28 protein-coding genes are annotated in these 25,440 nt (G+C 73.5%); 20 read left to right on the forward strand and 8 right to left on the reverse strand.

The genetic code is table 11. The annotated features are described in order from the left end of the window. Window positions 1-131 precede the first annotated feature (131 nt). Genes hisD through hisF form a run of 8 tightly spaced genes read left to right on the forward strand, consistent with a single transcriptional unit; the run spans window position 132 to window position 5,872 of the window. Window positions 132-1,457: a histidinol dehydrogenase gene (hisD, locus tag ACFV9M_RS12515; RefSeq protein WP_385064220.1), complete on the forward strand. Its 1,326-nt coding sequence runs from the start codon at window positions 132-134 to the stop codon at window positions 1,455-1,457. Continuing rightward, window positions 1,454-2,593, forward strand: a complete 1,140-nt coding sequence (locus tag ACFV9M_RS12520; protein WP_385064222.1) for a histidinol-phosphate transaminase — start codon at window positions 1,454-1,456, stop codon at window positions 2,591-2,593. Before hisD ends, ACFV9M_RS12520 begins: the two co-directional genes overlap by 4 nt. Further along, a complete protein-coding gene (gene hisB, locus ACFV9M_RS12525; protein WP_385064224.1) occupies window positions 2,590-3,183 on the forward strand; it encodes an imidazoleglycerol-phosphate dehydratase HisB in 594 nt (197 codons plus the stop codon). Before ACFV9M_RS12520 ends, hisB begins: the two co-directional genes overlap by 4 nt. After that, on the forward strand, window positions 3,180-3,344 hold the full coding sequence (locus ACFV9M_RS12530) for a hypothetical protein (RefSeq protein ID WP_385064226.1): 165 nt from the start codon (window positions 3,180-3,182) through the stop codon (window positions 3,342-3,344). Before hisB ends, ACFV9M_RS12530 begins: the two co-directional genes overlap by 4 nt. After that, window positions 3,341-3,985 (forward strand): imidazole glycerol phosphate synthase subunit HisH, encoded by a 645-nt coding sequence (hisH, locus tag ACFV9M_RS12535; protein ID WP_385064228.1) that lies wholly within the window; start codon window positions 3,341-3,343, stop codon window positions 3,983-3,985. Before ACFV9M_RS12530 ends, hisH begins: the two co-directional genes overlap by 4 nt. Continuing rightward, entirely contained in the window at window positions 3,982-4,707 is a 726-nt protein-coding gene (priA, locus tag ACFV9M_RS12540) for a bifunctional 1-(5-phosphoribosyl)-5-((5-phosphoribosylamino)methylideneamino)imidazole-4-carboxamide isomerase/phosphoribosylanthranilate isomerase PriA (RefSeq protein ID WP_385064230.1), read from the forward strand. The genes hisH and priA overlap by 4 nt, the downstream gene beginning before the upstream one ends. Further along, entirely contained in the window at window positions 4,704-5,120 is a 417-nt protein-coding gene (locus ACFV9M_RS12545; RefSeq protein ID WP_385064232.1) for a RidA family protein, read from the forward strand. Before priA ends, ACFV9M_RS12545 begins: the two co-directional genes overlap by 4 nt. Next, entirely contained in the window at window positions 5,117-5,872 is a 756-nt protein-coding gene (hisF, locus tag ACFV9M_RS12550) for an imidazole glycerol phosphate synthase subunit HisF (RefSeq protein ID WP_385064234.1), read from the forward strand. The genes ACFV9M_RS12545 and hisF overlap by 4 nt, the downstream gene beginning before the upstream one ends. Before the next feature lie 123 nt (window positions 5,873-5,995). Here the strand turns inward: hisF and ACFV9M_RS12555 are convergent, their stop codons facing one another. Further along, a complete protein-coding gene (locus ACFV9M_RS12555; RefSeq protein ID WP_385064235.1) occupies window positions 5,996-6,631 on the reverse strand; it encodes a TIGR03085 family metal-binding protein in 636 nt (211 codons plus the stop codon). A gap of 83 nt (window positions 6,632-6,714) precedes the next feature. On the opposite strand from ACFV9M_RS12555, the gene hisI reads away from it, so the two are divergent. From hisI to lgt, 11 genes are all read left to right on the forward strand, one after another. Further along, on the forward strand, window positions 6,715-7,152 hold the full coding sequence (gene hisI / locus ACFV9M_RS12560) for a phosphoribosyl-AMP cyclohydrolase (protein ID WP_385064237.1): 438 nt from the start codon (window positions 6,715-6,717) through the stop codon (window positions 7,150-7,152). 11 nt (window positions 7,153-7,163) lie between these two features. Beyond that, window positions 7,164-8,642 (forward strand): anthranilate synthase component I, encoded by a 1,479-nt coding sequence (locus ACFV9M_RS12565; RefSeq protein ID WP_385064239.1) that lies wholly within the window; start codon window positions 7,164-7,166, stop codon window positions 8,640-8,642. Between the two features lie 113 nt (window positions 8,643-8,755). Further along, entirely contained in the window at window positions 8,756-9,406 is a 651-nt protein-coding gene (locus ACFV9M_RS12570; RefSeq protein ID WP_385064241.1) for a TIGR02234 family membrane protein, read from the forward strand. A 161-nt stretch (window positions 9,407-9,567) separates the two neighbouring features. Beyond that, window positions 9,568-9,819, forward strand: coding sequence for an HGxxPAAW family protein (locus ACFV9M_RS12575; RefSeq protein ID WP_385064243.1), 252 nt, complete (start codon window positions 9,568-9,570; stop codon window positions 9,817-9,819). A gap of 86 nt (window positions 9,820-9,905) precedes the next feature. Beyond that, window positions 9,906-10,352 (forward strand): DUF2752 domain-containing protein, encoded by a 447-nt coding sequence (locus ACFV9M_RS12580; protein ID WP_385064245.1) that lies wholly within the window; start codon window positions 9,906-9,908, stop codon window positions 10,350-10,352. 139 nt (window positions 10,353-10,491) lie between these two features. Beyond that, window positions 10,492-11,301 carry an indole-3-glycerol phosphate synthase TrpC gene (gene trpC / locus ACFV9M_RS12585; protein WP_385064247.1) on the forward strand — a complete coding sequence of 270 codons (810 nt, stop codon included), beginning with the start codon at window positions 10,492-10,494 and terminating at the stop codon, window positions 11,299-11,301. A 21-nt stretch (window positions 11,302-11,322) separates the two neighbouring features. Next, the gene (gene trpM / locus ACFV9M_RS12590; RefSeq protein ID WP_385064249.1) at window positions 11,323-11,565 is read left to right on the forward strand and encodes a tryptophan biosynthesis modulator TrpM; all 243 of its coding nucleotides are present in this window, start codon (window positions 11,323-11,325) and stop codon (window positions 11,563-11,565) included. 69 nt (window positions 11,566-11,634) lie between these two features. Continuing rightward, complete coding sequence (gene trpB, locus ACFV9M_RS12595; RefSeq protein ID WP_385064252.1) at window positions 11,635-12,918, forward strand: tryptophan synthase subunit beta; 1,284 nt, start codon at window positions 11,635-11,637, stop codon at window positions 12,916-12,918. Beyond that, entirely contained in the window at window positions 12,915-13,733 is an 819-nt protein-coding gene (gene trpA, locus ACFV9M_RS12600) for a tryptophan synthase subunit alpha (RefSeq protein ID WP_385064254.1), read from the forward strand. Before trpB ends, trpA begins: the two co-directional genes overlap by 4 nt. A 108-nt stretch (window positions 13,734-13,841) precedes the next feature. Beyond that, window positions 13,842-14,618 carry a DsbA family protein gene (locus ACFV9M_RS12605; RefSeq protein ID WP_385064256.1) on the forward strand — a complete coding sequence of 259 codons (777 nt, stop codon included), beginning with the start codon at window positions 13,842-13,844 and terminating at the stop codon, window positions 14,616-14,618. A gap of 82 nt (window positions 14,619-14,700) precedes the next feature. After that, a complete protein-coding gene (gene lgt, locus ACFV9M_RS12610) occupies window positions 14,701-15,717 on the forward strand; it encodes a prolipoprotein diacylglyceryl transferase (protein WP_385064259.1) in 1,017 nt (338 codons plus the stop codon). Window positions 15,718-15,841: 124 nt separating this feature from the next. Here the strand turns inward: lgt and ACFV9M_RS12615 are convergent, their stop codons facing one another. The 7 genes from ACFV9M_RS12615 to ACFV9M_RS12645 all read right to left on the reverse strand — a co-directional run bounded on the left by ACFV9M_RS12615 (window position 15,842) and on the right by ACFV9M_RS12645 (window position 24,289). Beyond that, a complete protein-coding gene (locus tag ACFV9M_RS12615) occupies window positions 15,842-16,651 on the reverse strand; it encodes an HpcH/HpaI aldolase/citrate lyase family protein (RefSeq protein ID WP_385064262.1) in 810 nt (269 codons plus the stop codon). Beyond that, the gene (locus tag ACFV9M_RS12620; RefSeq protein WP_385064264.1) at window positions 16,648-17,847 is read right to left on the reverse strand and encodes a CaiB/BaiF CoA transferase family protein; all 1,200 of its coding nucleotides are present in this window, start codon (window positions 17,845-17,847) and stop codon (window positions 16,648-16,650) included. Before ACFV9M_RS12620 ends, ACFV9M_RS12615 begins: the two co-directional genes overlap by 4 nt. Beyond that, complete coding sequence (rbsK, locus tag ACFV9M_RS12625) at window positions 17,844-18,737, reverse strand: ribokinase (protein WP_385064267.1); 894 nt, start codon at window positions 18,735-18,737, stop codon at window positions 17,844-17,846. Before rbsK ends, ACFV9M_RS12620 begins: the two co-directional genes overlap by 4 nt. Further along, the gene (locus tag ACFV9M_RS12630; protein ID WP_385064270.1) at window positions 18,734-20,098 is read right to left on the reverse strand and encodes an ADP-ribosylglycohydrolase family protein; all 1,365 of its coding nucleotides are present in this window, start codon (window positions 20,096-20,098) and stop codon (window positions 18,734-18,736) included. The genes rbsK and ACFV9M_RS12630 overlap by 4 nt, the downstream gene beginning before the upstream one ends. Next, window positions 20,086-21,270, reverse strand: a complete 1,185-nt coding sequence (locus tag ACFV9M_RS12635; protein ID WP_385064271.1) for an ADP-ribosylglycohydrolase family protein — start codon at window positions 21,268-21,270, stop codon at window positions 20,086-20,088. The genes ACFV9M_RS12630 and ACFV9M_RS12635 overlap by 13 nt, the downstream gene beginning before the upstream one ends. A gap of 8 nt (window positions 21,271-21,278) precedes the next feature. Further along, window positions 21,279-22,643 carry an ADP-ribosylglycohydrolase family protein gene (locus ACFV9M_RS12640; protein WP_385064273.1) on the reverse strand — a complete coding sequence of 455 codons (1,365 nt, stop codon included), beginning with the start codon at window positions 22,641-22,643 and terminating at the stop codon, window positions 21,279-21,281. Between the two features lie 557 nt (window positions 22,644-23,200). Beyond that, window positions 23,201-24,289, reverse strand: coding sequence for an ADP-ribosylglycohydrolase family protein (locus ACFV9M_RS12645; protein ID WP_385064274.1), 1,089 nt, complete (start codon window positions 24,287-24,289; stop codon window positions 23,201-23,203). Between the two features lie 270 nt (window positions 24,290-24,559). Here ACFV9M_RS12645 and ACFV9M_RS12650 point away from each other — a divergent pair, with 270 nt between their 5' ends. Then, window positions 24,560-25,291, forward strand: a complete 732-nt coding sequence (locus tag ACFV9M_RS12650; RefSeq protein ID WP_385064276.1) for a VIT1/CCC1 transporter family protein — start codon at window positions 24,560-24,562, stop codon at window positions 25,289-25,291. The last annotated feature ends 149 nt before the right edge of the window (window positions 25,292-25,440 follow it).

Raw genomic sequence — 25,440 nt, forward strand, 5'->3', positions numbered from 1 at the left:
AACCGTTCATGCCCGCTGGGTGACGTCACGAACGCTAACCGTGAAGGGGATCTTCCGAATCCGGCCGCGGTGTGTATCAGCCACTGGGACGCGCGACCGACCTCCGATGCCGGTCTGAGAGAATTGACGACGTGATCTCCCGAATCGATCTGCGCGGCGACGCCCTCCCCGAGGGACCCGCCCTGCGCGACCTGCTGCCCCGAGCCGACTTCGACGTCTCGGCCGCCCTCGAGAAGGTGCGTCCGATCTGCGAGGCCGTGCATCATCGGGGCGACGCGGCGCTGATCGACTTCGCCGAGAAGTTCGACGGCGTCCGCCTCGACCGGGTCCGGGTGCCCGCCGCGGCCCTCACCCGCGCCCTGGAGGAACTCGACCCGGCCGTGCGCGCCGCCCTCGAGGAGTCCATCCGCCGCGCCCGCCTCGTCCACCGCGCGCAGCGCCGTACCACCCACACGACCCAGGTCGTGCCCGGCGGCTCGGTCACCGAGAAGTGGGTGCCCGTCGGGCGCGTCGGCCTGTACGCGCCGGGCGGCCGGTCGGTCTACCCGTCCTCCGTCGTCATGAACGTCGTGCCCGCGCAGGAGGCCGGCGTCGAGTCCATCGCCCTCGCCTCCCCGGCGCAGGCCGAGTTCGGGGGCCTCCCGCACCCGACGATCCTCGCCGCCTGCGCCCTGCTCGGCGTCGACGAGGTCTACGCGGCCGGCGGCGCCACCGCCGTCGCGATGTTCGCGTACGGCACCGAGTCCTGCCCGCCCGCCGACATGGTCACCGGGCCCGGCAACATCTGGGTCGCCGCCGCCAAGCGCTACTTCACCGGCAGGATCGGCATCGACGCCGAGGCCGGCCCCACCGAGATCGCGGTCCTCGCGGACTCCACGGCCGACCCGGTGCACGTCGCCTCCGACCTGATCAGCCAGGCCGAGCACGACCCGCTGGCCGCCGCCGTCCTGGTCACCGACTCCGCCGAGCTCGCGGACGCGGTCGAGAAGGAGCTGGAGCCGCAGGTCGCGGCCACCAAGCACATCGACGACCGGATCGTGCCGGCGCTCAAGGGCAAGCAGTCCGCGATCGTGCTCGTCGACGGCGTCGACGAGGGCCTGCGCGTGGTCGACGCCTACGGCGCCGAGCACCTGGAGATCCAGACGGCCGACGCCGCCGCCGTGGCCGACCGGGTGCAGAACGCGGGCGCGATCTTCATCGGACCCTGGGCGCCGGTGTCGCTGGGCGACTACGCGGCCGGGTCCAACCACGTCCTTCCCACCGGCGGCTGCGCCTGCCACTCCTCCGGCCTGTCCGTCCAGTCCTTCCTGCGCGGCATCCACATCGTGGACTACACGCGGGAGGCGCTGGCCGAGGTCGCGCACCACGTGGTGACCCTGGCGGAGGCGGAGGACCTGCCCGCGCACGGCGCGGCGATCAAGGCACGGTTCGGGTGGAAGGTACCGACGAGCAAGTGAGCTTCGGAATCGACGATCTCCCCGTACGGGACGAGCTGCGTGGCAAGTCCCCCTACGGCGCGCCCCAGCTGGACGTCCCCGTACGGCTGAACACCAACGAGAACCCGTACCCGCTGCCCGAGCCGCTGGTCGAGCGGATCGCGGAGCGGGTGCGCGAGGCGGCCCGCCACCTCAACCGCTACCCGGACCGGGACGCGGTGGAGCTGCGCACGCAGCTCGCCCGGTACCTGACGGACACGTCCGGCCACGAGGTCGGCCCGGCCGACGTCTGGGCGGCCAACGGCTCCAACGAGGTCATCCAGCAACTGCTGCAGACCTTCGGCGGGCCGGGCCGCACGGCCATCGGCTTCGAGCCCTCCTACTCGATGCACGGGCTCATCGCGCGCGGCACCGGCACCGGATGGATCTCCGGCCCGCGCCACGAGGACTTCACCATCGACCTCGCGGCGGCCGAGAAGGCGATCGCCGAGCACCGCCCCGACGTCGTCTTCGTCACCACCCCCAACAACCCCACCGGCACCGCCGTCCCCGGCGAGACCGTCGTCGCGCTGTACGAGGCGGCCCAGGCCGCCAAGCCGTCGATGGTGATCGTGGACGAGGCGTACATCGAGTTCAGCCACGGCGACTCGCTGCTGCCGCTGCTCGAAGGTCGGCCGAATCTCGTCGTCTCGCGGACGATGTCGAAGGCCTTCGGCGCGGCCGGCCTGCGCCTCGGCTACCTCGCCGCGCACCCGGCCGTCGTGGACGCCGTCCAGCTGGTGCGGCTGCCGTACCACCTGTCGGCCGTCACCCAGGCGACCGCGCTGGCCGCCCTGGAGCACACCGACACGCTGCTGAAGTACGTCGAGCAGCTGAAGGCCGAGCGCGACCGGCTGGTCGCCGAACTGCTCGCGCTCGGCTACGAGGTGACCGCCTCGGACGCCAACTTCGTGCAGTTCGGCCGGTTCGCCGACGCGCACACGGTCTGGCGGAAGATCCTCGACCGGGGCGTCCTGGTCCGGGACAACGGCGTGCCCGGCTGGCTGCGGGTCACCGCCGGAACCCCCGAAGAGAACGACGCGTTCCTGGACGCGGTCCGTGAACTGACGAGCTTTGTGGGGGCCACCCCCACACCCCCGAAGGAGCAGAGCGCATGAACCGCGTGGGACGCGTGGAGCGAGTGACCAAGGAGACCTCGGTCGTCGTCGAGATCGACCTCGACGGCAGCGGCAAGGTCGACGTGGCGACCGGGGTCGGCTTCTACGACCACATGCTCGACCAGCTCGGCCGGCACGGCCTGTTCGACCTCACCGTGAAGACCGAGGGCGACCTGCACATCGACTCCCACCACACCATCGAGGACACCGCCCTCGCCCTGGGCGCCGCCTTCAAGCAGGCCCTCGGCGACAAGGTGGGCATCTACCGCTTCGGCAACTGCACGGTCCCGCTGGACGAGTCCCTCGCCCAGGTCACCGTCGACCTCTCCGGCCGCCCGTACCTCGTGCACACCGAGCCCGAGAACATGGCGCCGATGATCGGCGAGTACGACACCACGATGACCCGGCACATCCTGGAGTCCTTCGTCGCCCAGGCCCAGATCGCGCTGCACGTGCACGTGCCCTACGGGCGCAACGCGCACCACATCGTGGAGTGCCAGTTCAAGGCCCTGGCCCGCGCCCTGCGCTACGCCTCGGAGCGCGACCCGCGCGCGGCGGGCATCCTGCCCTCCACGAAGGGCGCCCTGTGAACGGTCTGTCGACCATCCTGATCGTCGTCGGCCTGTTCCTGGTCGGCGGCATCATCTCCTTCGTCAAGCAGGAGATGCCCAAGAGCCTGATCGTGCTGCTCTCGATCGCCGCCGCGATGTGTCTCGTGGCGGGCGTCATGCGGCTGGAGGTGTGGAGTTGAGCGCCGTGAACAAGAAGGTCGTCGTCTTCGACTACGGCTTCGGCAACGTCCGCTCCGCCGAGCGCGCCCTCGCGCGGACCGGCGCCGACGTCGAGATCACCCGTGACTTCGACCGGGCCATGAACGCCGACGGCCTGCTGGTGCCGGGCGTCGGCGCCTTCGCCGCCTGCATGAAGGGCCTGCGCGACGCGCGCGGTGACTGGATCATCGACCGGCGGCTGTCCGGCGGCCGCCCGGTGATGGGCATCTGCGTCGGCATGCAGATCCTCTTCGCGCGCGGCATCGAGCACGGCGTGGAGACCGAGGGCCTCGACGAGTGGCCCGGCGCGGTCGAGCCGCTCCAGGCCGAGATCGTCCCGCACATGGGCTGGAACACCGTGGAGGCCCCGGCCGACACCGAGCTGTTCGCCGGCCTGGACGCGGACGCGCGCTTCTACTTCGTGCACTCCTACGCCGTCCACGACTGGTCCCTGGAGTCGCACAACCCGGCGATCCAGGCCCCCAGGGTGACCTGGTCGACACACGGCAAGCCGTTCGTGGCCGCCGTGGAGAACGGCGCCCTGTGGGCCACGCAGTTCCACCCCGAGAAGTCCGGCGACGCCGGAGCCCAGCTCCTCACCAACTGGATCGGAACCCTGTGAGCAAGCTCGAACTCCTCCCCGCCGTCGACGTCCGCGACGGCCAGGCCGTCCGCCTCGTGCACGGCGAGTCCGGCACCGAGACCTCCTACGGCTCCCCGCTGGAGGCCGCCCTCGCCTGGCAGCGGTCCGGCGCCGAATGGCTGCACCTGGTCGACCTGGACGCCGCCTTCGGCACCGGCGACAACCGGCAGCTGATCGCCGAGGTCGCCGGGGCGATGGACATCAAGGTCGAACTGTCCGGCGGCATCCGCGACGACGACACCCTCGCCGCGGCCCTGGCCACCGGCTGCACCCGGGTCAACCTCGGCACGGCCGCCCTGGAGACCCCGGAGTGGGTCGCCAAGGTCATCGCCGAGCACGGCGACAAGATCGCCGTCGGCCTCGACGTACGCGGCACCACCCTGCGCGGCCGCGGCTGGACCCGCGACGGCGGCGACCTCTACGAGACGCTGGAGCGGCTGAACAAGGAGGGCTGCGCCCGCTACGTGGTGACCGACATCGCCAAGGACGGCACCCTCCAGGGCCCCAACCTGGAGCTGCTGCGCAACGTCTGCGCGGCGACCGACCGCCCGGTCGTGGCCTCCGGCGGCGTGTCGTCCCTCGACGACCTGCGCGCCATCGCCGCCCTGGTGCCCCTCGGCGTCGAGGGCTCCATCGTCGGGAAGGCGCTGTACGCGAAGGCGTTCACCCTGGAAGAGGCCCTGGAGGCTGTGTCGTCATGACGTCCGAAGCCGTGCGGCGCGTGCAGAGCGGAAATCCCTGGGAAGAGGCTTTCGGTTTCGCACGCGCCGTCGCGGCGGGCGACCGTGTGCTGGTGGCGGGCACGACGGCCTTCCGGGGCGAGGTGCTGTACGGGGAGGGCGACCCGTACGAACAGGCCAGGGTGGCCTTCACCGGCGCGCTCGAGGCCATCGCCGAGTTCGGTCTGGGGCCCGCCTCCGTGATCCGGACCCGGATGCACCTGGCGCATTCGCGGGACGTCGACGCGGTGGGCCGGGCCCACAAGGAGTTCTTCGACGCCGTACGCCCGGCCGCGACCCTGCTGGTCGTGGAGGGGTTCATCGATCCGCGCGTCCTGGTCTCGGTGGAACTCGAAGCATTCAGAGGACATTCAGAAGGAGCCGCGCAGTCATGAGCCTGGCAGTCCGAGTCATCCCCTGCCTGGACGTGGACAACGGCCGGGTCGTCAAGGGCGTCAACTTCCAGAACCTGCGGGACGCGGGCGACCCCGTCGAGATGGCCAAGGTGTACGACGCCGAGGGCGCCGACGAACTGACGTTCCTGGACATCACCGCCTCGTCGGGCAACCGCGAGACCACCTACGACGTGGTCCGCCGCACTGCCGAACAGGTGTTCATCCCGCTGACCGTCGGTGGCGGGGTGCGCACCCCCGAGGACGTCGACAAGCTGCTGCGGGCCGGCGCCGACAAGGTGGGCGTCAACACGGCGGCCATCGCCCGCCCGGAGCTGATCAAGGAGATCGCCGAGCGGTTCGGCAGCCAGGTGCTGGTGCTCTCGGTGGACGCACGGCGCACGGAGTCGGGCACCTTCGAGGTGACCACCCACGGCGGCCGGCGCGGCACCGGCATCGACGCCGTCGAGTGGGCGCACCGCGCGGCCGAGCTGGGCGCCGGCGAGATCCTGCTCAACTCGATGGACGCCGACGGCACCAAGGACGGCTACGACCTGGAGATGATCACCGCCGTCCGCAAGCACGTCACGGTCCCGGTGATCGCCTCCGGCGGCGCCGGAAAGCTCGCGGACTTCCCGCCGGCCGTCGAGGCGGGCGCGGACGCCGTCCTGGCCGCCTCCGTCTTCCACTTCGGGGACCTGCGGATCGGCGAGGTGAAGCAGACGCTGCGGGAGGCGGGCCGCCCGGTGCGGTGACGCCCCGCCGGCGCGACGAGGACCCGAGCCGGGCCCCGGTCACCCGGTGACCGGGGCCCGCCCTCGCCCACCCGCTTCCCGCGCGGGAGACGCACACGTCCCCGCCCCGGCCGCCCGGCTCCCTCAGAACCCGAGCCGCTTGCCGCCGCTCAGCTTCTCGATGGCGTCCGCGTCGCCGGCCAGGTCCACCTGGGCGGCGCTCTGCCGGCCGTACAGGAACAGCAGCAGCTCCGACGGCTCACCCGTCGCCGTCACCACCGGCGTGCCGCGGTTGGCGACCGCCGTACGCCCGTCCGGGCGACGCAGGACCAGGCCGGTCGGCGTGTTCCGGCCCATCAGCCGGGCCGTGCGCTCCAGCCGGGACCACAGGGCGTCCTGGAAGACCGGGTCCAGCTCGCGGGCCGTCCACCCCGGCTGGGCACGGCGGACGTCCTCGGTGTGGACGTAGAACTCGACCGTGTTCGACACCTCGTCGATCTGCTTGAGCTGGAACGGCGAGAAGCGCGGCGGGCCGGTACGGATCAGCTGGATCAGCTCCTCGTACGGCTTGGCGGCGAACTCCTCCATCGCCTTGTCCAGACGGGACGCGAGCTGCTTGATCAGCAGGCCCCCGGCGGCGTCCGGCCGGCGCTCGCGCACCACCACGTGCGCGGCGAGGTCGAGGGTCTGCCAGCCCTCGCAGAGGGTCGGGGCGTAGGGGCCCAGCGCCTCCAAGAGGTCGGCGAGCAGGAGCCGTTCACGCTTGGCGAAAGTCGACATGCGGTCAGCCTACGACCGCGTAGGAGGTCCGGACAGTGGACACGGCCCGGGCGCTGTCGGTGCCGCGCGGCACAATGGCACACATGACCAGCACGCCCCCGCCCAGCAGCCTGGATCCGGAGATCGCCGCGCGTCTCAAGCGCAGCCCCGACGGGCTCGTCCCCGCCATCGCCCAGCAGTACGACACCGGTGAGGTGCTCATGCTCGGCTGGATGGACGACGAGGCGCTGCACCGCACCCTGACGACCGGCCGCTGCACCTACTGGTCGCGCAGCCGCGGCGAGTACTGGGTCAAGGGCGACACCTCCGGCCACTTCCAGTGGGTCAAGTCCGTCGCCCTCGACTGCGACGCCGACACCGTGCTGGTCAAGGTCGACCAGGTCGGCGCCGCCTGCCACACCGGCGCCCGCACCTGCTTCGACGCCGACGTACTGCTCGGCGAGGGCCAGGGCGAGGGCGGCGCCGGGTCCGGTTCCGGTTCCGACGCCGCCGGTTCCGGCGCACCCGCCTCGGATCAGTAAGGTCAGCCGCCATGGACCTCGAGACGTTCCGCAAGCTGGCCGGCGACCGCCGTGTCATCCCCGTCACCCGCAAGCTGCTCGCCGACGGCGACACCCCGGTCGCGCTCTACCGCAAGCTCGCCGGCGAGCGCCCCGGCACCTTCCTGCTGGAGTCCGCGGAGAACGGCCGCACGTGGTCCCGTTACTCCTTCGTGGGCGTCCGCAGCGCGGCCACCCTCACCGCCCGCGACGGCCAGGCCCACTGGCTGGGCGCCCCGCCCGTCGGCGTCCCCGTCGACGGCGACCCGCTCGCCGCCCTGCGCGCCACCCTCGAGGCCCTGCACACCCCCCACCAGGAGGGCCTGCCGCCCTTCACCGGCGGCATGGTCGGCTACCTCGGCTACGACATCGTGCGCCGCCTGGAGAAGATCGGCCCCGGCGAGCGGGACGATCTGCGGCTGCCCGAGCTCACCATGCTCCTCACCAGCGACCTCGCCGTCATGGACCACTGGGAGGGCTCCGTCCTGCTGATCGCCAACGCGATCAACCACAACGACCTCGACACCGGCGTCGACGAGGCGTACGCGGACGCGGTCGCCCGCCTCGACGCCATGGAGGCCGACCTCGGCCGCGCGGTCGTCCAGCCCCCCGCCGTCCTGCCGCCCTCCGAACTCCCCGAGTACACCGCCCTGTGGGGCGGCCCCGACTACCAGGAGGCCGTCGAGGACATCAAGGAGCGCATCCGCGCGGGCGAGGCCTTCCAGGTGGTCCCCTCCCAGCGGTTCGAGACACCGTGCTCGGCGAGCGCCCTGGACGTCTACCGGGTCCTCAGGGCCACCAACCCCTCCCCGTACATGTACCTCTTCCGCCTCGACGGCTTCGACGTCGTCGGCTCCTCCCCGGAGGCCCTGGTCAAGGTCGAGGACGGGCGGGCCATGGTCCACCCCATCGCCGGCACCCGGCACCGCGGGGCGACCCCGCAGGAGGACCAGGCACTCGCCGACGAGCTGCTCGCCGACCCCAAGGAGCGAGCCGAGCACCTCATGCTCGTCGACCTCGGCCGCAACGACCTCGGGCGGGTCTGCGAACCCGGCTCGGTCGAGGTCGTCGACTTCATGTCCATCGAGCGGTACTCGCACGTCATGCACATCGTCTCCACGGTGACCGGCCGGGTCGCGCGGGGCCGCACCGCCTTCGACGTCCTCACCGCCTGCTTCCCCGCGGGCACCCTCTCGGGCGCCCCGAAGCCGCGCGCCATGCAGATCATCGACGAGCTGGAGCCGTCCCGGCGCGGCCTCTACGGCGGCTGCGTGGGCTACCTGGACTTCGCCGGCGACTCCGACACCGCCATCGCCATCCGCACCGCCCTGCTGCGCGACGGCACCGCCTACGTCCAGGCCGGCGCGGGCGTCGTCGCCGACTCCGACCCGGCCGCCGAGGACCAGGAGTGCCGCAACAAGGCGGCGGCGGTCCTGCGCGCGGTGCACACCGCCAACCGGCTGGGGCGGTAGGGCGCTACGGGGACGCGGCGCTGCGCGGACGCCGGTGCGCGGGGGCGTGCCCGGGACGATGGGGCGCGCGTCACGTAACCCCGGGTGACGCTTCGCCCGGGGTTCAGGCGATAGTGGAGTACGTGACTGCTGTCCCTCACCCCCGTGCCCAAGCCGCCGCCCCCGCCCGGTCCGGCCGCCGGAGCCTCGCCCTCGCCCTGCTGTGCGGTGCGCTGGGCGCGGCCGTGGCCCTGCTCTCCACCCGGCAGCGCTGGTCGGCGGGCACGGCGACGGTGGCCGGCGGCGCCTTCCCCCTGACCGCCAAGGGCAGCGACGTCACCGGCGTCCCCGCGGCGCTCGCCATAGTGGGCCTCGCCGCGCTCGTCGCCGTCTTCGCCGTCCGCAGGGCCGGCCGCCTCGCCGTCGCCGGCCTGCTGGCGCTCTCCGGCGCGGGCATCGTCGCAGCCGCCCTGCTCGGCGCGTCCGACAGCTCCGCGCTCGACGAGAAGGCGGCCCAGGCCTCCGGCGACACCTCCGCCACCGTCGCCTCGCTCACCCACACCGCCTGGCCGTACGCCGCGGCCGTGGGCGGCGTCCTGATCCTCCTGGCCGGCCTGCTCGCCCTGCGCTACGGCGGGATGTGGCCCGCCATGTCCGGCCGGTACGAGCGCGACGGCGCCCCCCGCCCCCGGCGCCGGTCCCGGCCCGTCGACCCCGACCGGCCCGAGGAGATGTGGAAGGCGCTGGACCGGGGCGAGGACCCCACGGGCGCGGACCCGGCCTGACCACCCGCCGACCGGTCCCCTCCCGATGTGGTGAATCAGACGCCCCGAGGACACGACCCCCGGGCACGGCACGCCACCCCGTACGGGACAATGGACGGCGAGCCCCCGGCTCGCACACGTACACCCCGTACGCAACACAGACAGCAACGAGGAGCAAAGTCATGGCGGGCAGCAGCCACGGACACACCCCGGCCGCCTGGACCGGTGTCACCATCGCCTTCATCGGTTTCTGCGTCGCGGGCGCGTTCATGGTGATGGCCCAGCCGCTCGGCTTCTGGGCCGGCATGGTGATCGTGGTGCTCGGCGGTGTGGTCGGCGGCGTGATGCGCGCCATGGGCCTGGGGCAGCCGAAGCAGGCGCAGTCGGCGCACCGGGTGACGGCCACGCGCGAGCCGGCGGTCGCCGAGGGCTGAGCCCCCCCGCAGGACCACGCCGTGGGGCGGCCGGTGACACCGGCCGCCCCACGCGCGCGTGCGGCCACGAGCGGGAGCGGGGCACAATGCGAGGCGTGCACCCCGACCGCCAGAGCGTGACACCACCCGCCCCGGGGACCGTCCTGGGACGGCTCGCCGTGCCCGCGGGCCTCCTCGCGGCCGTCGCCGGGGCCTTCGCGTACGTCGCGGCCGTCGACCCCAACGAGCCCGGCCACTACCCGGTCTGCCCGCTGCTGCGCTTCACGGGCCTGTACTGCCCCGGCTGCGGCGGTCTGCGCAGCGCGCACGCCTTCGCGCACGGCGACGTCGTGACCGCCCTGCACGCCAACGCACCGGCCGTCGCCGCCTACCTGGCCTTCGCCGTGCTGTGGACCGTCTGGGTGGTCCGCGCGGCCCGCGGACGCCCGCCGCGCCTGGAGGCGCGGCCGGTGCACCTGTGGTCGCTGGGCGCGTTGCTGCTGGTCTTCACGGTGGTCCGGAACCTTCCGTTCGGTGACTGGCTGCACCCGTGACCACCGGGCGGCGCGTCCACGTGGTGGGACCGGCGTCAACCGGATGCGAGGCCTTCGCCCTCCTCCGGATACCATCGCAGTGACCACCGGTTTCCACTGGTCGCCGCAACTGCCAACCGTCTGGAAGGGGGCCGCTCGCGTGAGTGTGCTCGACGAGATCATCGACGGAGTCCGTGCCGACCTCGCGGAGCGGCAGGCGCGCGTGAGCCTCGACGAGCTCAAGGAGCGCGCGGCGAAGGCCCGCCCCGCCAAGGACGGGGTCGCCGCGCTGAAGGGCGACGGCGTCAAGGTGATCTGCGAGGTCAAGCGCTCCAGCCCCTCCAAGGGCGCGCTGGCCGCGATCGCCGACCCGGCCGGGCTGGCCGCGGACTACGAGGCGGGCGGCGCGGCCGTCATCTCCGTCCTCACCGAACAGCGCCGCTTCGGCGGCTCCCTCGCCGACCTCGAGGCGGTCCGCGCGCGCGTGGACATCCCCGTCCTGCGCAAGGACTTCATCGTCACCTCGTACCAGCTGTGGGAGGCCCGCGCGTACGGCGCCGACCTCGCGCTGCTGATCGTGGCCGCCCTCGACCAGTCGGCCCTCGAGTCGCTGATCGAGCGGGCCGTCTCCATCGGCCTCACCCCGCTCGTCGAGGTCCACGACGAGGACGAGGTCGAGCGCGCGGTGGACGCGGGCGCCAAGGTGATCGGCGTCAACGCGCGCAACCTGAAGACCCTGGAGGTCGACCGGGGCACCTTCGAGCGGATCGCCCCGGAGATCCCCGGCCACATCGTCAAGGTCGCCGAGTCCGGCGTCCGCGGCCCGCACGACCTCATCGCCTACGCCAACGCCGGCGCCGACGCGGTCCTGGTCGGCGAGTCCCTCGTCACCGGCCGCGACCCGAAGACCGCGGTCGCCGACCTGGTGGCGGCGGGGGAGCACCCCGCACTCCGCCACGGCCGCGACTGATCACTCGACAGGGTTGACCCGATGACTCCGACCGCCTCCGTGACGACCACGGACCGGTACGCCCGCCTCGCGCGCGGCTGCCGGCCCCGTGGCTGCCGCGCGCCCGCGAGGCGGGTGCACGGCCGCAGGGTGCGCTACGTCATCGGCGACGAACCGGGGCAAGTCAACGGCATGCGATGGCACCGGCAGGCCTGTCAGGGGCGCGGGGCAGTGTCCGAACATGCGGCTCCGCCGCGCGGGCACGACCGGCCAGACACCACCTGAGGTCGTCCGACAAGCCCTGCCCCCACGGCGACTCGTGTCCTTTCACACACTCACCGTGAGGTAAACCGCATGCCCAGCGAGTTCTTCATCCCCGACCCCGAGGGTCAGGTCCCCGACGCCGAAGGCTACTTCGGCGCCTTCGGCGGCAAGTTCATCCCGGAGGCCCTCGTCGCCGCCGTGGACGAGGTCGCCGTCGAGTACGACAAGGCGAAGCACGACCCCGAGTTCGCCCGCGAGCTCGACGACCTGCTGGTGCACTACACCGGCCGGCCCAGCTCCCTCACCGAGGTGCCCCGGTTCGCCGAGCACGCCGGCGGCGCCCGGATCTTCCTCAAGCGCGAGGACCTCAACCACACCGGCTCCCACAAGATCAACAACGTGCTCGGCCAGGCGCTGCTCACCAAGCGCATGGGCAAGACGCGCGTGATCGCGGAGACCGGCGCCGGCCAGCACGGCGTCGCCACCGCCACCGCCTGCGCCCTCTTCGGGCTCGAGTGCACCATCTACATGGGCGAGATCGACACGCAGCGCCAGGCGCTGAACGTGGCCCGTATGCGCATGCTCGGCGCCGAGGTCGTCGCGGTGAAGTCCGGCAGCCGCACGCTCAAGGACGCCATCAACGAGGCCTTCCGCGACTGGGTCGCCAACGTCGACCGCACCCACTACCTGTTCGGCACCGTCGCCGGCCCGCACCCCTTCCCGGCCATGGTCCGCGACTTCCACCGCGTGATCGGCGTCGAGGCCCGCCGCCAGATCCTGGAGCGCGCCGGACGCCTGCCCGACGCGGCCGTCGCCTGCGTCGGCGGCGGCTCCAACGCCATCGGCCTCTTCCACGCCTTCATCCCCGACACCGACGTACGCCTCATCGGCTGCGAACCGGCCGGGCACGGCGTCGAGACCGGCGAGCACGCGGCGACCCTCACCGCCGGCGAGCCCGGCATCCTGCACGGGTCCCGCTCCTACGTCCTCCAGGACGACGAGGGCCAGATCACCGAGCCGTACTCCATCTCCGCCGGTCTGGACTACCCGGGCATCGGCCCGGAGCACTCCTACCTGAAGGACTCCGGCCGCGGCGAGTACCGCGCCGTCACCGACGACGCGGCCATGCAGGCGCTGCGCCTGCTGTCGCGCACCGAGGGCATCATCCCGGCCATCGAGAGCGCCCACGCGCTGGCCGGCGCCCTGGAGGTCGGCAGGGAGCTGGGCAGGGACGGGCTGATCGTGGTCAACCTGTCCGGCCGCGGCGACAAGGACATGGACACGGCCGCCCGCTACTTCGGCCTGTACGACACCGACGCCGAGGTCGCCGAGGACGCCACCGGCACCGCCGAGATCGAGGGGGACGCCAAGTGAGCGGCACCATCCACCTGCTGTCCGACACCCTCGCCGCCGCCAGGGCCGAGGGCCGCTCCGCCCTCATCGCCTACCTCCCGGCCGGGTTCCCGACCGTCGACGGCGGCATCGAGGCGATCAAGGCCGTCCTGGACGGCGGCGCCGACATCGTCGAGGTGGGTCTGCCGCACAGCGACCCCGTCCTCGACGGCCCGGTCATCCAGACCGCCGACGACATCGCCCTGCGCGGCGGAGTGCGGATCGCCGACGTCATGCGCACGGTCCGCGAGGCCTACCGGGCCACCGGCAAGCCGGTGCTCGTCATGACGTACTGGAACCCCATCGACCGCTACGGCGTCGAGCGCTTCACCGCCGAGCTGGCCGAGGCGGGCGGCGCGGGCTGCATCCTGCCCGACCTGCCCGTGCAGGAGTCGGCGCTGTGGAGGGAGCACGCCGAGAAGCACGACCTCGCGACGGTCTTCGTCGTGGCCCCCAGCAGCAAGGACGAGCGGCTCGCGCAGATCACCGCGGCGGGCAGCGGCTTCGTCTACGCCGCCTCGCTGATGGGCGTCACCGGCACCCGCGAGTCCGTCGGCGCGCAGGCCCAGGACCTGGTCGGACGCACCCGCGCCACCGGCACCGAGCTGCCGGTCTGCGTCGGCCTCGGCGTCTCCAACGCCGCGCAGGCGGCCGAGGTCGCCGGCTTCGCCGACGGCGTGATCGTCGGTTCCGCCTTCGTCAAGCGGATGCTGGACGCGCCGGACCACGCGGCCGGCCTGGACGCCGTCCGCGCGCTCGCGGGCGATCTCGCCAAGGGCGTGCGCGGGCAGGTCTAGCCGACGGCCGCCGGCGCGGTCATCTCCGTACGAGCCGTACGGCTCACCCGAACGGGTGGACATGGGACCGGGGAGGCGCGGTGCGCCTCCCCGGTTCGTTCTGGGGGTGTGAGCGAGAAGAATCGTGAAGGGAAGCGCACCGCCAGGGAGCGGCTGGCGGTCGAGCGCGAGAAGCAGAAGGCCGCGGACCGGCGGCGCCGGACGCTGATCGTCACCGCGAGCGTCGTGTGCGTGCTGGGTCTGGCGGCGGTCATCGGCGTCCTCGCGGCGAACGCCGGCAAGGACGACGGCAGCGACAGCGCGGGCCCGGTCGTCGCGCCCTCGGGCGCGCAGGGGGAGGACGCCCTCGCCATCCCGGTCGGCAAGGACGGCGCCGGCTCGACGCTCACGGTCTGGGAGGACTTCCGCTGCCCGGCCTGCAAGTCCTTCGAGGACACCTACCGCTCGACGATCCACGAGCTGACCGCCGCCGGGAAGCTGAAGGTGGAGTACCACCTGGCCACCCTCATCGACGGCAACATGGGCGGCACCGGCTCGCGCAACGCGGCCAACGCCGCGGCCTGCGCCCAGGACGCCGGCAAGTTCCCCGCGTACCACGACGTCCTCTACCAGAACCAGCCCGCCGAGACCGACGACGCCTTCGCGAAGAACAGCAGACTCATCGCCCTGGCCGGCAAGGTCGAGGGCCTCGACACCCCCGCCTTCCGCACCTGTGTGGAGAAGGGCACCCACAACAGCTGGGTCGCCAAGTCCAACGAGGCCTTCCAGAAGGGCGGTTTCACCGGCACGCCGTCCGTGATGCTCAACGGCAAGAACATCTACCAGGACCAGACGATGACGCCGGAGAAGTTCCGGCAGATGGTGGAGGAGGCAGACCAGGGGTGAGCCCATCTCCCCGGCCCGTTATGGAGCCGTAGCCGGGCTGCCCGTCGTGGGCCCGGCGCGGCAGGGTAGCGTCGACCTTGCCATGGAACTTGCCTACATTCCGAGCCCGTCGCGCGGGGTGCTGTACCTCGGCCCCGTTCCGCTGCGCGGCTACGCGTTCTGCATCATCATCGGCGTCTTCGTCGCGGTCTGGCTCGGCAACAAGCGCTGGGTCGCCCGGGGCGGGCGGGCCGGCACGGTGGCCGACATCGCCGTCTGGGCCGTGCCCTTCGGCCTGCTCGGCGGCCGCCTCTACCACGTCATCACGGACTACGAGCTGTACTTCAGCGAGGGCCGTGACTGGGTGGACGCCTTCAAGGTATGGGAGGGCGGACTCGGCATCTGGGGTGCGATCGCGCTCGGCGCGCTGGGCGCGTGGATCGGCTGCCGCCGCCGCGGCATCCCGATGCCCGCGTACGCCGACGCCGTCGCCCCCGGCATCGCCCTCGCCCAGGCGATCGGCCGCTGGGGCAACTGGTTCAACCAGGAGCTGTACGGCAAGGAGACCGGCCTTCCCTGGGCGCTGCACATCACGTCCGCCGCGGACGGCCGGGTGCCGGGCTACTACCACCCGACCTTCCTGTACGAGTCGCTGTGGTGCATCGGTGTCGCGCTGCTGGTGATCTGGGCCGACCGCCGCTTCCAACTGGGCCATGGCCGGGCGTTCGCCCTGTACGTCGCCGCGTACTGCGCGGGGCGCTTCTGGATCGAGTACCTCCGCGTCGACGACGCCCACCACATCCTGGGCCTGCGGCTGAACAACTGGACCGCGGTGTTCGTGTTCCTGCTCGCCGTGGTGTACATCGTGGTGTCGGCGAAGAAGCGGCCGGGCCGCGAGGCGGTCGTGGAGCCTGACGCCGTGTCCGCCGACGGCGGGTCCCCGGCCGACGCCGAGGACGGCTCGAAGGCCGACGCCGAGGACGACGGCGACACCGACGCCGCGAAGGCGGAGGCCGACACCGGCAAGGACACGCGGGACGGTGCCGAGCCGGACAGCGAGGACGGCGACGCGAAGGACACGGCCGAGCCCGAGTCCGAGTCGGCGGGCCGCAAGAACTGACGCACACGCCGCACCGAACACCGTCGGCCGCCGACGGCCCGTACCACGGCGAGGGCGCCCGGGAGACCTTCCCGGGCGCCCTCGCCGTGTGCGGTCCGGGTGCCGCTCGTGGGCGGCTCGGCACCTAGATCCGGCGGGCCAGCGACAGCGTCCGCCGTGCCGTCGCCACCACCGCCGCGTCGATGAAGCGGCCGTCGGGCAGGGCCTGGGCGCCCTGTTGGTGTGCCGCCGCCTTGACGATCGTCTCCGCCTCCTCGATCTCCCGCTGGGTGGGCAGGTAGGCCCGTTCGATGAGGGGGAGCTGACGGGGGTGGATGGCGGCGCGGCCCAGGAAGCCGAGGGTGCGGCCGTGGGCGCAGGTGGCCGCCAGACCTTCCAGGTCGCGGGTGTCGGGATGCACCGACTGCGCGGGCGGTGCCAGGCCCGCCGCCCGCGCGGCGACGATCACCCGGGAGCGGGACCAGTCCAGGCCCGCGTCCTCCCGGATGCCCAGGTCGGCGCGGAGATCCGCCTCGCCCAGGGAGACACCGCGCAGGGCGGGGTGCGCGGCGGCGATGGCGTAGGCGCGCTCGACGCCGAGGGCTGTCTCCAGCAGGGCGTGGAACGGGCCCGGGGTGTGCTCGGCGATACCGGTGATCTGGGCGGGCGAGGTCACCTTCGGCAGGCGCAGACCGCGGACGCCGGGCAGGGTCGCCACGGCCCGCAGGTCGGCGGCGGCCCAGGGACCGTCCAGGGCGTTGATCCGCACGTGCACCGGCACCGGCTGTCGTTCGGACAGCAGTTCGGCGGTGGCGGTGCGGGCGTACTCCTTGCGGTCGGGGGCGACCGCGTCCTCCAGGTCGATCACGACGACGTCCGCCCCGCGGGTGAGGGCCTTGGCGACGATGTGCGGGCGGTCGCCGGGGGCGTACAGCCAGGTCAGCGGGTGGATCACAGGGCGCCCTCCGCGCGCAGGGCGGACAGGTCGGCGGCGGTCAGCCCGAGTTCGGTGAGGACCGCCTCGGTGTCCGCGCCGTGCGGACGGCCCGCCCAGCGGATCGCGCCGGGCGTCGAGGAGAGACGGAACAGGACGTTCTGCATACGGATCGGGCCCAGTTCGGGATCGTCGACGGTGGTGACCGTGTCGAGCGCCTGGTACTGAGGGTCCGTCATCACGTCGCGCACGTCCTGCACCGGGGCGACCGCCGCCTCCGCCTTCTCGAAGGCGGCGACGACGTCGGTGCGGGTGTTCGCGGCGATCCACCGGCCGACCGCCTCGTCGAGGACGTCGGCGTGGGCGGCCCGGCCGGCGCCCGTCGTGAACCACGGCTCGTCGATCAGGTCGGGGCGGCCGACCAGCCGCATGACGCGCTCCGCCACCGACTGGGCGGACGTCGACACGGCGACCCACCGGCCGTCCGCCGTGCGGTAGGTGTTGCGCGGGGCGTTGTTGGCGGACCGGTTGCCGGTGCGTTCCTGCACATAGCCCAGTTGGTCGTACCAGAGGGGCTGGGGGCCGAGGACCGTCAGGATCGGTTCGATGATCGCCATGTCGACGACCTGGCCCTCGCCCGTGCGGTCGCGGGCGGCGAGGGCCGTCATCACCGCGTATGCCGTGGCCAGGCCCGCGATGGAGTCGGCGAGGCCGAAGGGCGGGAGGGTCGGGGGCGCGTCCGGTTCGCCGGTGATCGCGGCGAAGCCGCTCATCGCCTCGGCGAGGGTGCCGAAGCCGGGGCGGTGCGCGTAGGGGCCGAACTGGCCGAAGCCGGTGACGCGGGTGAGGATCAGGCGGGGGTTGACCGCGGACAGTTCCTCCCAGCCGAGGTCCCACTTCTCCAGGGTGCCGGGGCGGAAGTTCTCGATGATCACGTCGGCGGTGGCGGCGAGCCGCAGGAGGGTGGCGCGCCCGCCGGGCCGGGAGAGGTTGAGGGTGACGGTCCGTTTGTTGCGGGCGAGGATCTTCCACCACAGGCCGACGCCGTCCTTGGACGGGCCGTGGCCGCGGGACGGGTCGGGCCGCTCCGGGTGCTCGATCTTGACGACCTCCGCGCCGAAGTCGCCGAGCATGGTGGCGGCCAGGGGGCCGGCGAAGAGGGTGGCCAGGTCGAGGACGCGCAGTCCGTGCAGGGGCGCGGTGCCGGTGCCGGTCATGACGCGTACTGCCGGTCGATCTCGGAGCGGTACGGCATCGACGCCGACGCGCCCGCCCGCTGGACCGACAGCGCGGCCGCCGCGGCGGCCCAGGCCAGGGCCTCGGCTACGCAACGCTCCTCGCCGAGGGCCACGGCGAGGGCGCCGGCGAAGGTGTCGCCCGCGCCCGTGGAGTCCACGGCGGTGACGTGCGGCGCGGGGACGGTCAGCGGCTCGGTGCCGCGGGCCGCGTACAGGCTGCCCGCCGCGCCGAGGGTGACGACGACCTCGGGGACGCTGTCGAGGAGGGCGAGGGCTGCCTCGTGCGGATCGGTGCGGCCGGTGAGCGCGGTGGCCTCGTGCTCGTTGGGCACCAACAGGTCGGTGGCGTCGAGGAGTTCGGCGGGCAGCGGCTGGGCGGGGGCGGGGGTGAGGAGGGTGCGGACGCCGTGGGCGCGGGCCGCGCGGGCGCCCGCCACGACCGCCGGGAGGGGGATCTCCAACTGGAGCAGCAGGGCGTCGGCGGAGGCGATGAGGACCTCGTCGCCGGGGACCAGGTGGTCGACGGTGCCGTTGGCGCCGGGGACGACGACGATCGCGTTGCCGCCCTCGTCGTCCACGACGATGTGGGCGGTGCCGGAGGGGCCCTCCACCGTGCGCAGGTGGTCGGTGTTCACGCCGGAGTGTTCGAGGGTGGAGCGCAGCCGGGTGCCGAAGGCGTCGTTGCCGACGGCGCCGATCATCGAGACGGTGGCGCCGGCGTGGGCCGCGGCGATCGCCTGGTTGGCGCCCTTGCCGCCGGGGATGGTGCGGAACTGCCGTCCCGTCACGGTCTCCCCGCGCTGCGGGGCCTTCTCGACGTAGGCGACGAGGTCCATGTTCGTGCTGCCGAGCACGACGATGTCGGTCATGGGCGGGATGCCTCCCGGTGGGTGAGGTGGGCGAGGGTGTCGAAACCGGTGCCGTCGAAGTCGGCGACGGAGGTGGCCAGACGGTTCTTCAGGGGGGCCGTCCAGCGGTCGGGGAGCGCGGCGGGCTCGCCGGCCAGGAGCGCGGCGACGCCGCCGGCGAAGGCGCCGTTGGAGTCGGTGTCCCAGCCTCCCGACACGGCTCGGCGGACGGATCCGGTGAAGTCGCCGCCGGCGTGGGTGAGGGCGGCGGCGGCGAGCGCGGTGTTGGGGATCGCGTGCACCCAGTGGTGGGTCGCGGCGTGGGCGGCGTGGAGTTCGTCCACGACCGTGTCGAAGTCCTCGTGGGCGCGGGCGAGTCGGACGGCGTGGGTGACCGCCCGGGCCAGGCGGGAGCGGGGCGGGACGACGGCGAGGCCGGTGCGCAGACAGGCGTGCACGTCGTGGGTGCCGCCGGCCGCGGCCGCGATGACGGCCGCGGCGAACATCGCCGCGTAGACGCCGTTGGCCGTGTGGGTGAGGGTGGCGTCGCGGTGGGCCTGGGCCGCGGCGGCGCCCGGGTCGCCCGGGTTGGTCCAGCCGTGGACGTCGGCCCGGATGAGGGCGCCGATCCACTCCCGGAACGGGTTGCGCCGGCGGGCGGTGAGCGGGGGTTCGACGCCGGAGAGGAGGTTGCGGTAGGCGAGGCGTTCGGCGGTGAAGGTGCGGCCGGCGGGGAGTTCGTCGAGCCAGACCCGGGCCACGTCGGTGGTGGTGAAGTGCCTGCCGTGGCGTTGCAGCACGAGGAGGTTGAGGAGGGGGTAGTTGAGGTCGTCGTCCTCGGGCATGCCGTCGATGTTCTCGGCGAGGGAGGTGCCCGCCGAGCGGCGGTTCCAGGGGTACGCCGCGAGGACGTCCGGGGGGACCCCCCGAGCGGTGAAGTAGTCGTCGAGGGGCCAGTTCCCGGCGGACCGGGCGAGGGCGCGGATGCCGTCCAGGGGGAGTTTCTCCACCGGCTTGCCGAGGAGGCAGCCCACGGCCCGGCCCAGCCAGGCCGCCTCCAGGGCGGCCACGGGCACGGTGCGCCGGGCGCCGGGCGTCCGCGGCCACCCGGGGCAGAGCGACCGGATGCGCGCCAGGTCCGTCGGCTCCTCCTCCGCCAGGCGGCTCGGCAGGTCGGCCAGTTCGTCCAGCAGGTCCTCGGCCAGGAGCCGCAGGTAGGGGGAGGCCCGGTGGGGGGAGGCGCCCGCCCGCTCCGGGGCCTGACGGCCGCCCGCCGCCGCCCAGCGGGCCGCGATCGCCGACGGTTCGCGGCCGTCCTGGACGGCCTGCCGCAGTTCGTGGCCGACGAGGTCCTCCGGCTGGACCCAGGTCAGTCGGAGCATCCCCGGCCCCCCATCGCGGTGAACGCCCGCTCGTGGGCCCGACGGCGCCCGAGGTCCTTGTCGAAGATCTCCCGGGCCACCTCGGTGAGGGTCCTCGCCGGTTCCCACAGGTCCAGGCGGCTGGCCTCCGCCACCCGCTTCGACCAGTCGTCGGGGACGGGGGAGCCCAGGGCGCCGGTCAGCGCGCCGGCCATCGTCGCGATCGAGTCGCAGTCCCGGCCGTAGTTCACCGCGCCCAGGACGGCGTGCCGGTAGTCGCCGCCGGCGACCAGCACCATCCCCAGGGCGACGGGGAGTTCCTCGATCGCGTGCAGACGGGACGGGCGGCGGGCGGCCAGCGAGGGGGCCCGGTAGTCGGGGCCCACCGTGTCGTAGGGGGCCACGGCCTCGCGCAGCGGTGCCAGGGCCGACTCGAAGTCCCGGTGCCGGGACGCCACTTCGCACACCTTCTCGATCGCCGTGCGGGTGCCGTCCTTGGCCAGGGACAGACACGCCGTCACCACCGAGTCCGCCGTGGCCCCGGGCGCGCAGGCCGCCGCCACCGCCGCCGCGAAGACACCCGCCGCCTCCCGGCCGTACGACGACTGGTGGGCGCCCGCCACATCGATCGCCTCCGCGTAGGCGGCCCGCGGGTTGGCCGCGTTGACCAGGCCGACCGGCGCCATGTACATGGCCGCACCGCAGTTGACGATGTTGCCGACGCCTGCCTCGCGGGGGTCCACATGGCCGTAGTGAAGCCTTGTCACCAGCCACTTCTCGGCCAGGAAGACGCGGTGCAGGGGGAGTGCCTCGGCCTCCAGCTCGGGGATCCAGCGGGGGTTCGTGATCAGGTCGGGCACCAGGTGCCCGGCGAGCGCGTAGGCGTCCAGGTGGTCGCGGACCGTGGCGTAGACCCTGATCAGCGCATGCGTCAGCAAGGTGTCGTCGGTGACGTGGCCGTCGCCCTTGTGGTACGGCGCGAGGGGGCGGGCGGTGCGCCAGTCGTCGCCGTTCCAGGGACCGACGATGCCGTGGACGCGGCCGCCGTGACGCTGGAGGATCTGGTCGGGGGAGTAGCCCTCGACGGGGCCGCCGAGAGCGTCGCCGACGGCCGCGCCGACGAGGGCGGCCGTGACCCGGACCTCCAGGGGCTCTCCCGGACTTTCGTGACGTTCTTCTGTTTTGGGTGTCATGCCCCGAATCATCCTCCGGGTGGAGCCGGTTGCGCGGCTTCCAGGAGCCCGGCGAGTTCCACCAGGTCGGTGCCGGTGAGGCGGGGCAGGGCGCAGCCGGAGAGGGTGCGGCAGGCGTCGCGCCAGGCGGCCGGGATCGCCTCGCCGCCGCCCAGCGCGCCGGTCAGGGCACCCGCGAGGGCGGGGGCGGAGTCCGCCACCCGGGACAGACACGCCGCCGCCGGTACGGCCTCGGCGATACGGCCGCCCGAGGCGAGGGCGAGGGCGAGGGCCACCGGCACGGTCTCGGCGGCGGCGATGCCGTAGCTGTAGACGTGGTCGACGATCTGGTGTTCCAGGAGGGGGACCAGCGCGAAGGCGCTCTCGGCGGCGCGGGCGAGGTCCACGGCGTGGCGGGCGTTGCGGCCGATCTCCGTCGCCTCGGGGAGCTCGGCGAGCGCCGCCGCCACACAGGCGGGGGCGTCCGCGCCGGCCAGAGCCAGCGAGAGGGCCGCCGCCATCGCCCGCGCGCCGTGCACGCCGTCGCCGTCCTGGGTGTAGCGGGCGTCGAACTCGGCGAGGGCCGCGGCGCGTCGGGGGTCGCCGGGGTGGGCCACGGCGAGCACGCAGGCGCGGACACAGGCGGCGTCGTCGAAGTAGTGCGGGTTGTCGTGGCCGGTGGCGGGCGGGCGCAGACCGGTGGCGAGGTTGCCGAGACCGGCCCGCACGGAGATGCGGGCGCGCAGCGGGAGGACGGCCGACTCGACCTCGGGGGCGCGGTCGGCCGCCGCGGCGACCTCGCCGGCGATCGCGTTCCAGGTGAGGTCGATGGCGGCGCGGGTACGGCGCTCGCGGCTCAGGTCGCCGAGAACGCTGTCGTCGCCGGCGCGCAGCAGGGCCTCCGCCGCGAAGGCCGCCCACTCCGCGTCGTCGGAGGGGCCGAGGCGGAGGGGTTCGGGGGGCTGGTTGAGGGCGATGGGGACGGGGAGGGTGGTGGTCGCGTTCTGTTCGGCGAAGGTGTCCAGTTCGCGGGTGAGGCGGCGGGTCCAGTCCGGCATGCGGGCGGCCCGGTGGCGGGCGGCGGGCCACCCGGCGGCGTCGCCCGCCGCGAGGCCGAGCAGGAGGCCCTCGGTACGGGATGCCTGCCGGCGGCGGGGGCGGTCGGGGGCGGCCTCGGCTGCGCCGCCGGCCGGGTGGTGTCTCCCACCCGCACCGCCCGTGCGGCTCTCGTCGCCGGGTGCGGGTGGCCCCGGTGGGGGCTCCCCGCCGCCGGCGGCCGCGGCTCCGCCCGGCTTCGGCGCGGTGGGCGGGGGCGGTGGGGGCGGTGGGGGTGAGGGCGTAGGCGGGGGCGGGGGCGGTGGTGGCGTAGCCGTGGGCGGAGGCGCCGTGATCATGATCGTCGGGCCGTTCGGCTTCGCGGTGACCGTGAGATCGTTCGGCTTCGCCGATGGGGGCGGGGCTGTCGGGGGAGGTTCTGCTGGGGCTGCTGGGGCTGCTGGGGCTGCTGGGGCTGCTGGGGCTGCTGGGGCTGCTGGGGCTGCTGGGGTTGTCGTGCCGTCCGTGCCGGTCGTGCCGGTCGTGCTGGTCGTGCTGGTCGTGCTGGTCGTGCCGGTCGTGCCGTCCGTGCCGGTCGTGCCCTTCGTGTCGGGTGTGACTGTGGTGACCGTCGGGTCATCGGGGCCTGCGGTGACGGTCGGGTCCTCCGGGTTTGTGGTGACGGTCGGGTCCTCCGGGCCTGTCGTGACGGTCGGGTCCTCCGGGCCCGCCGTGACCGTCGTGACCGTCGTGACCGTCGTGACCGACGGGTCCGCCGAGTCCGCCGAGTCCGTCGTGGGTGTCGGGTCCGCCGAGTCCGTCGTGACCGTCGGATCCGTCGTGGGGGCTGGGTCCGTAGTGATCAGGGCGTCGGCCGCGCCCGCCGTCATGCCCTCCTCCCACGGGCCCGGCGGCCTCATGAGCGCACCTCCGCCGGGTGGCGTGCGGGGGCGGTGGTCCGGACCGGGGTCTCCGCGGGCGCGCGGCCGCTCGTCCCCCAGCGTCCGGCCTCCACCGGCGTCAGGAGTTCCGCCACGTCCAGGACGTGGTGTCCGGCCATGGAGGGCAGGCAGCTGCCGCGTGCCGGGCCGATGGCGGCCGCCCAGTCGGCCGGGACGGCCGGCTCGCCCCGGGTCGCGCCGGCCAGGGCGCCGGCCACCGCCGCCGTGGTGTCGGCGTCGCGGCCCATGTTCACGGCGGTGAGGACGGCCTGGGTGAAGTCGCCGTCGGCCGACGCGTACGCGCCGAAGGCGAGGGCCACGGCCTCGGGGGCCAGGTCGGTCCACGGGTAGCCGCCGATGACGACCGCCGAGCGGACGGCGCGTTCACCGCAGTGGGCCACGGCGACCGCGCGGCGCAGGGAACGGGCCGTCCAGGAGTCGTCGGGGACGACGGCGAGCGCGGCGGCCACGACCGCGACCGTCGGCGCGCCCGCCATCGCCGCGGCCACTCCCGCCGCGACGGCCTGGCCGCCGTAGATGCCCTCGCCGTCGTGGCTGACCGAGCCGTCGATGGCGACCAGGCGTGCCGCTTCGGCGGGCCGCCCCGCGGCGAAGACGCCGAAGGGGGCCGCGCGCATGGCGAGGCCGTCGCTCCAGGCGTGCCGGTGCTGGGCGGAGATGGGGGCGGCCAGTCCCCGGCGGAGGTTCTCCAGCGTGCCGCGCTCGCTGAAGCCCGCTCCGCGGAAGGGGCCCTCGTCGCGGTCGGCGATCCACTCGTGCCAGGCCGCCTCCACATGGGCGGGGGTGAGCGCCGAGCCGTGCCGGGCCAGCAGCAGGCCGGAGAAGATCGCGTACTCGGTGTCGTCCGTGCCGGCGGGCTTGTCCTCGACGTACCCGGTGATGCGGCCCCAGCGGGCGCGGATCTCGGAGGGCTTCAGGTTCTCGGCCGGCGCTCCGAGGGCGTCTCCGACGGCGAGGCCGAGCAGTGCGCCGCGGGCCCGTTCGCGGAGTTCGGCGGCGTCCCCCGGCGCCGGGATCGGGGGGATGCAGGCGGTCGATGCCATACGGGGCCTTCCCTCAGGGGGTTCCGCACGGGCGCGGAGCCCTTTTGTGAATGTGTCCCACCGTCGGCGGTTGACCTGAGCCTGAAAGACGCCATGTCACCCGGTCGACATATGTGCATGACCTTGATCGGATGAGCGTTTCTGGGTAAAGCCGCAGGTTAGAGCAGCCTTTCCTTCCTGGCGACACGGAAATAGCGAGCGTACTCTGGTCGTTGTAAAAAAGTGGAACTAGTCCAAACTTAGCCTAGCCTTAGCTTCTGGGGGACCCCTATGGCCGTCATCGACACCGAGGCCGCGCTGCACGAGGCGCACCGCGACAACCACACGCACCGGGACGTGAACGGCGGCTGGCTGCGCCCCGCCGTCTTCGGCGCCATGGACGGGCTGGTCTCCAACCTCGCCCTGATGACCGGTGTCGCGGGCGGGTCGGCCGGCCAGCAGGCCATCGTGCTGAGCGGTCTCGCCGGTCTCGCCGCCGGCGCCTTCTCCATGGCCGCCGGCGAGTACACCTCCGTCGCCTCCCAGCGTGAGCTGGTCGAGGCCGAGCTCGACGTCGAGCGGCGCGAGCTGAGGAAGCACCCCAAGGACGAGGAGGCCGAGCTGGCCGCGCTCTACGAGGCGCGGGGCGTCGAGCCGCACCTCGCCCGGCAGGTCGCCCACCAGCTGTCGCGCGATCCCGAGCAGGCGCTGGAGATCCACGCCCGCGAGGAGCTGGGCATCGACCCCGGCGACCTGCCCTCGCCGCTGGTCGCCGCCGTGTCCAGCTTCGGCTCCTTCGCGCTGGGCGCCCTGCTGCCCGTCCTGCCGTACCTGCTGGGAGCCACGGCCCTCTGGCCCGCCGTCCTGCTCGCGCTGCTGGGACTCTTCCTGTGCGGTGCCGTGGTGGCCAGGGTGACCGCGCGGACCTGGTGGTACAGCGGACTGCGGCAGCTCGCCCTGGGAGGCGCGGCGGCCGGTGTGACGTACGCCCTGGGCAGTTGGTTCGGAACGGCCGTAGGATAGGGCGACTGGTACTTATGCGATGGGCCGCATAAATACCCGTTACTCCCTGGTTTCGGCCGCATGGCCACCGGGCATGAGCCGTAAGCGCTGTGGGCAATGACGCCTACGGCGCACTCGCGGGGTGAACGACGACGCTCGCTCCGCCGACT

It is taken from the genome of Streptomyces sp. NPDC059895, assembly GCF_042731035.1.
GTDB lineage: Bacteria > Actinomycetota > Actinomycetes > Streptomycetales > Streptomycetaceae > Streptomyces.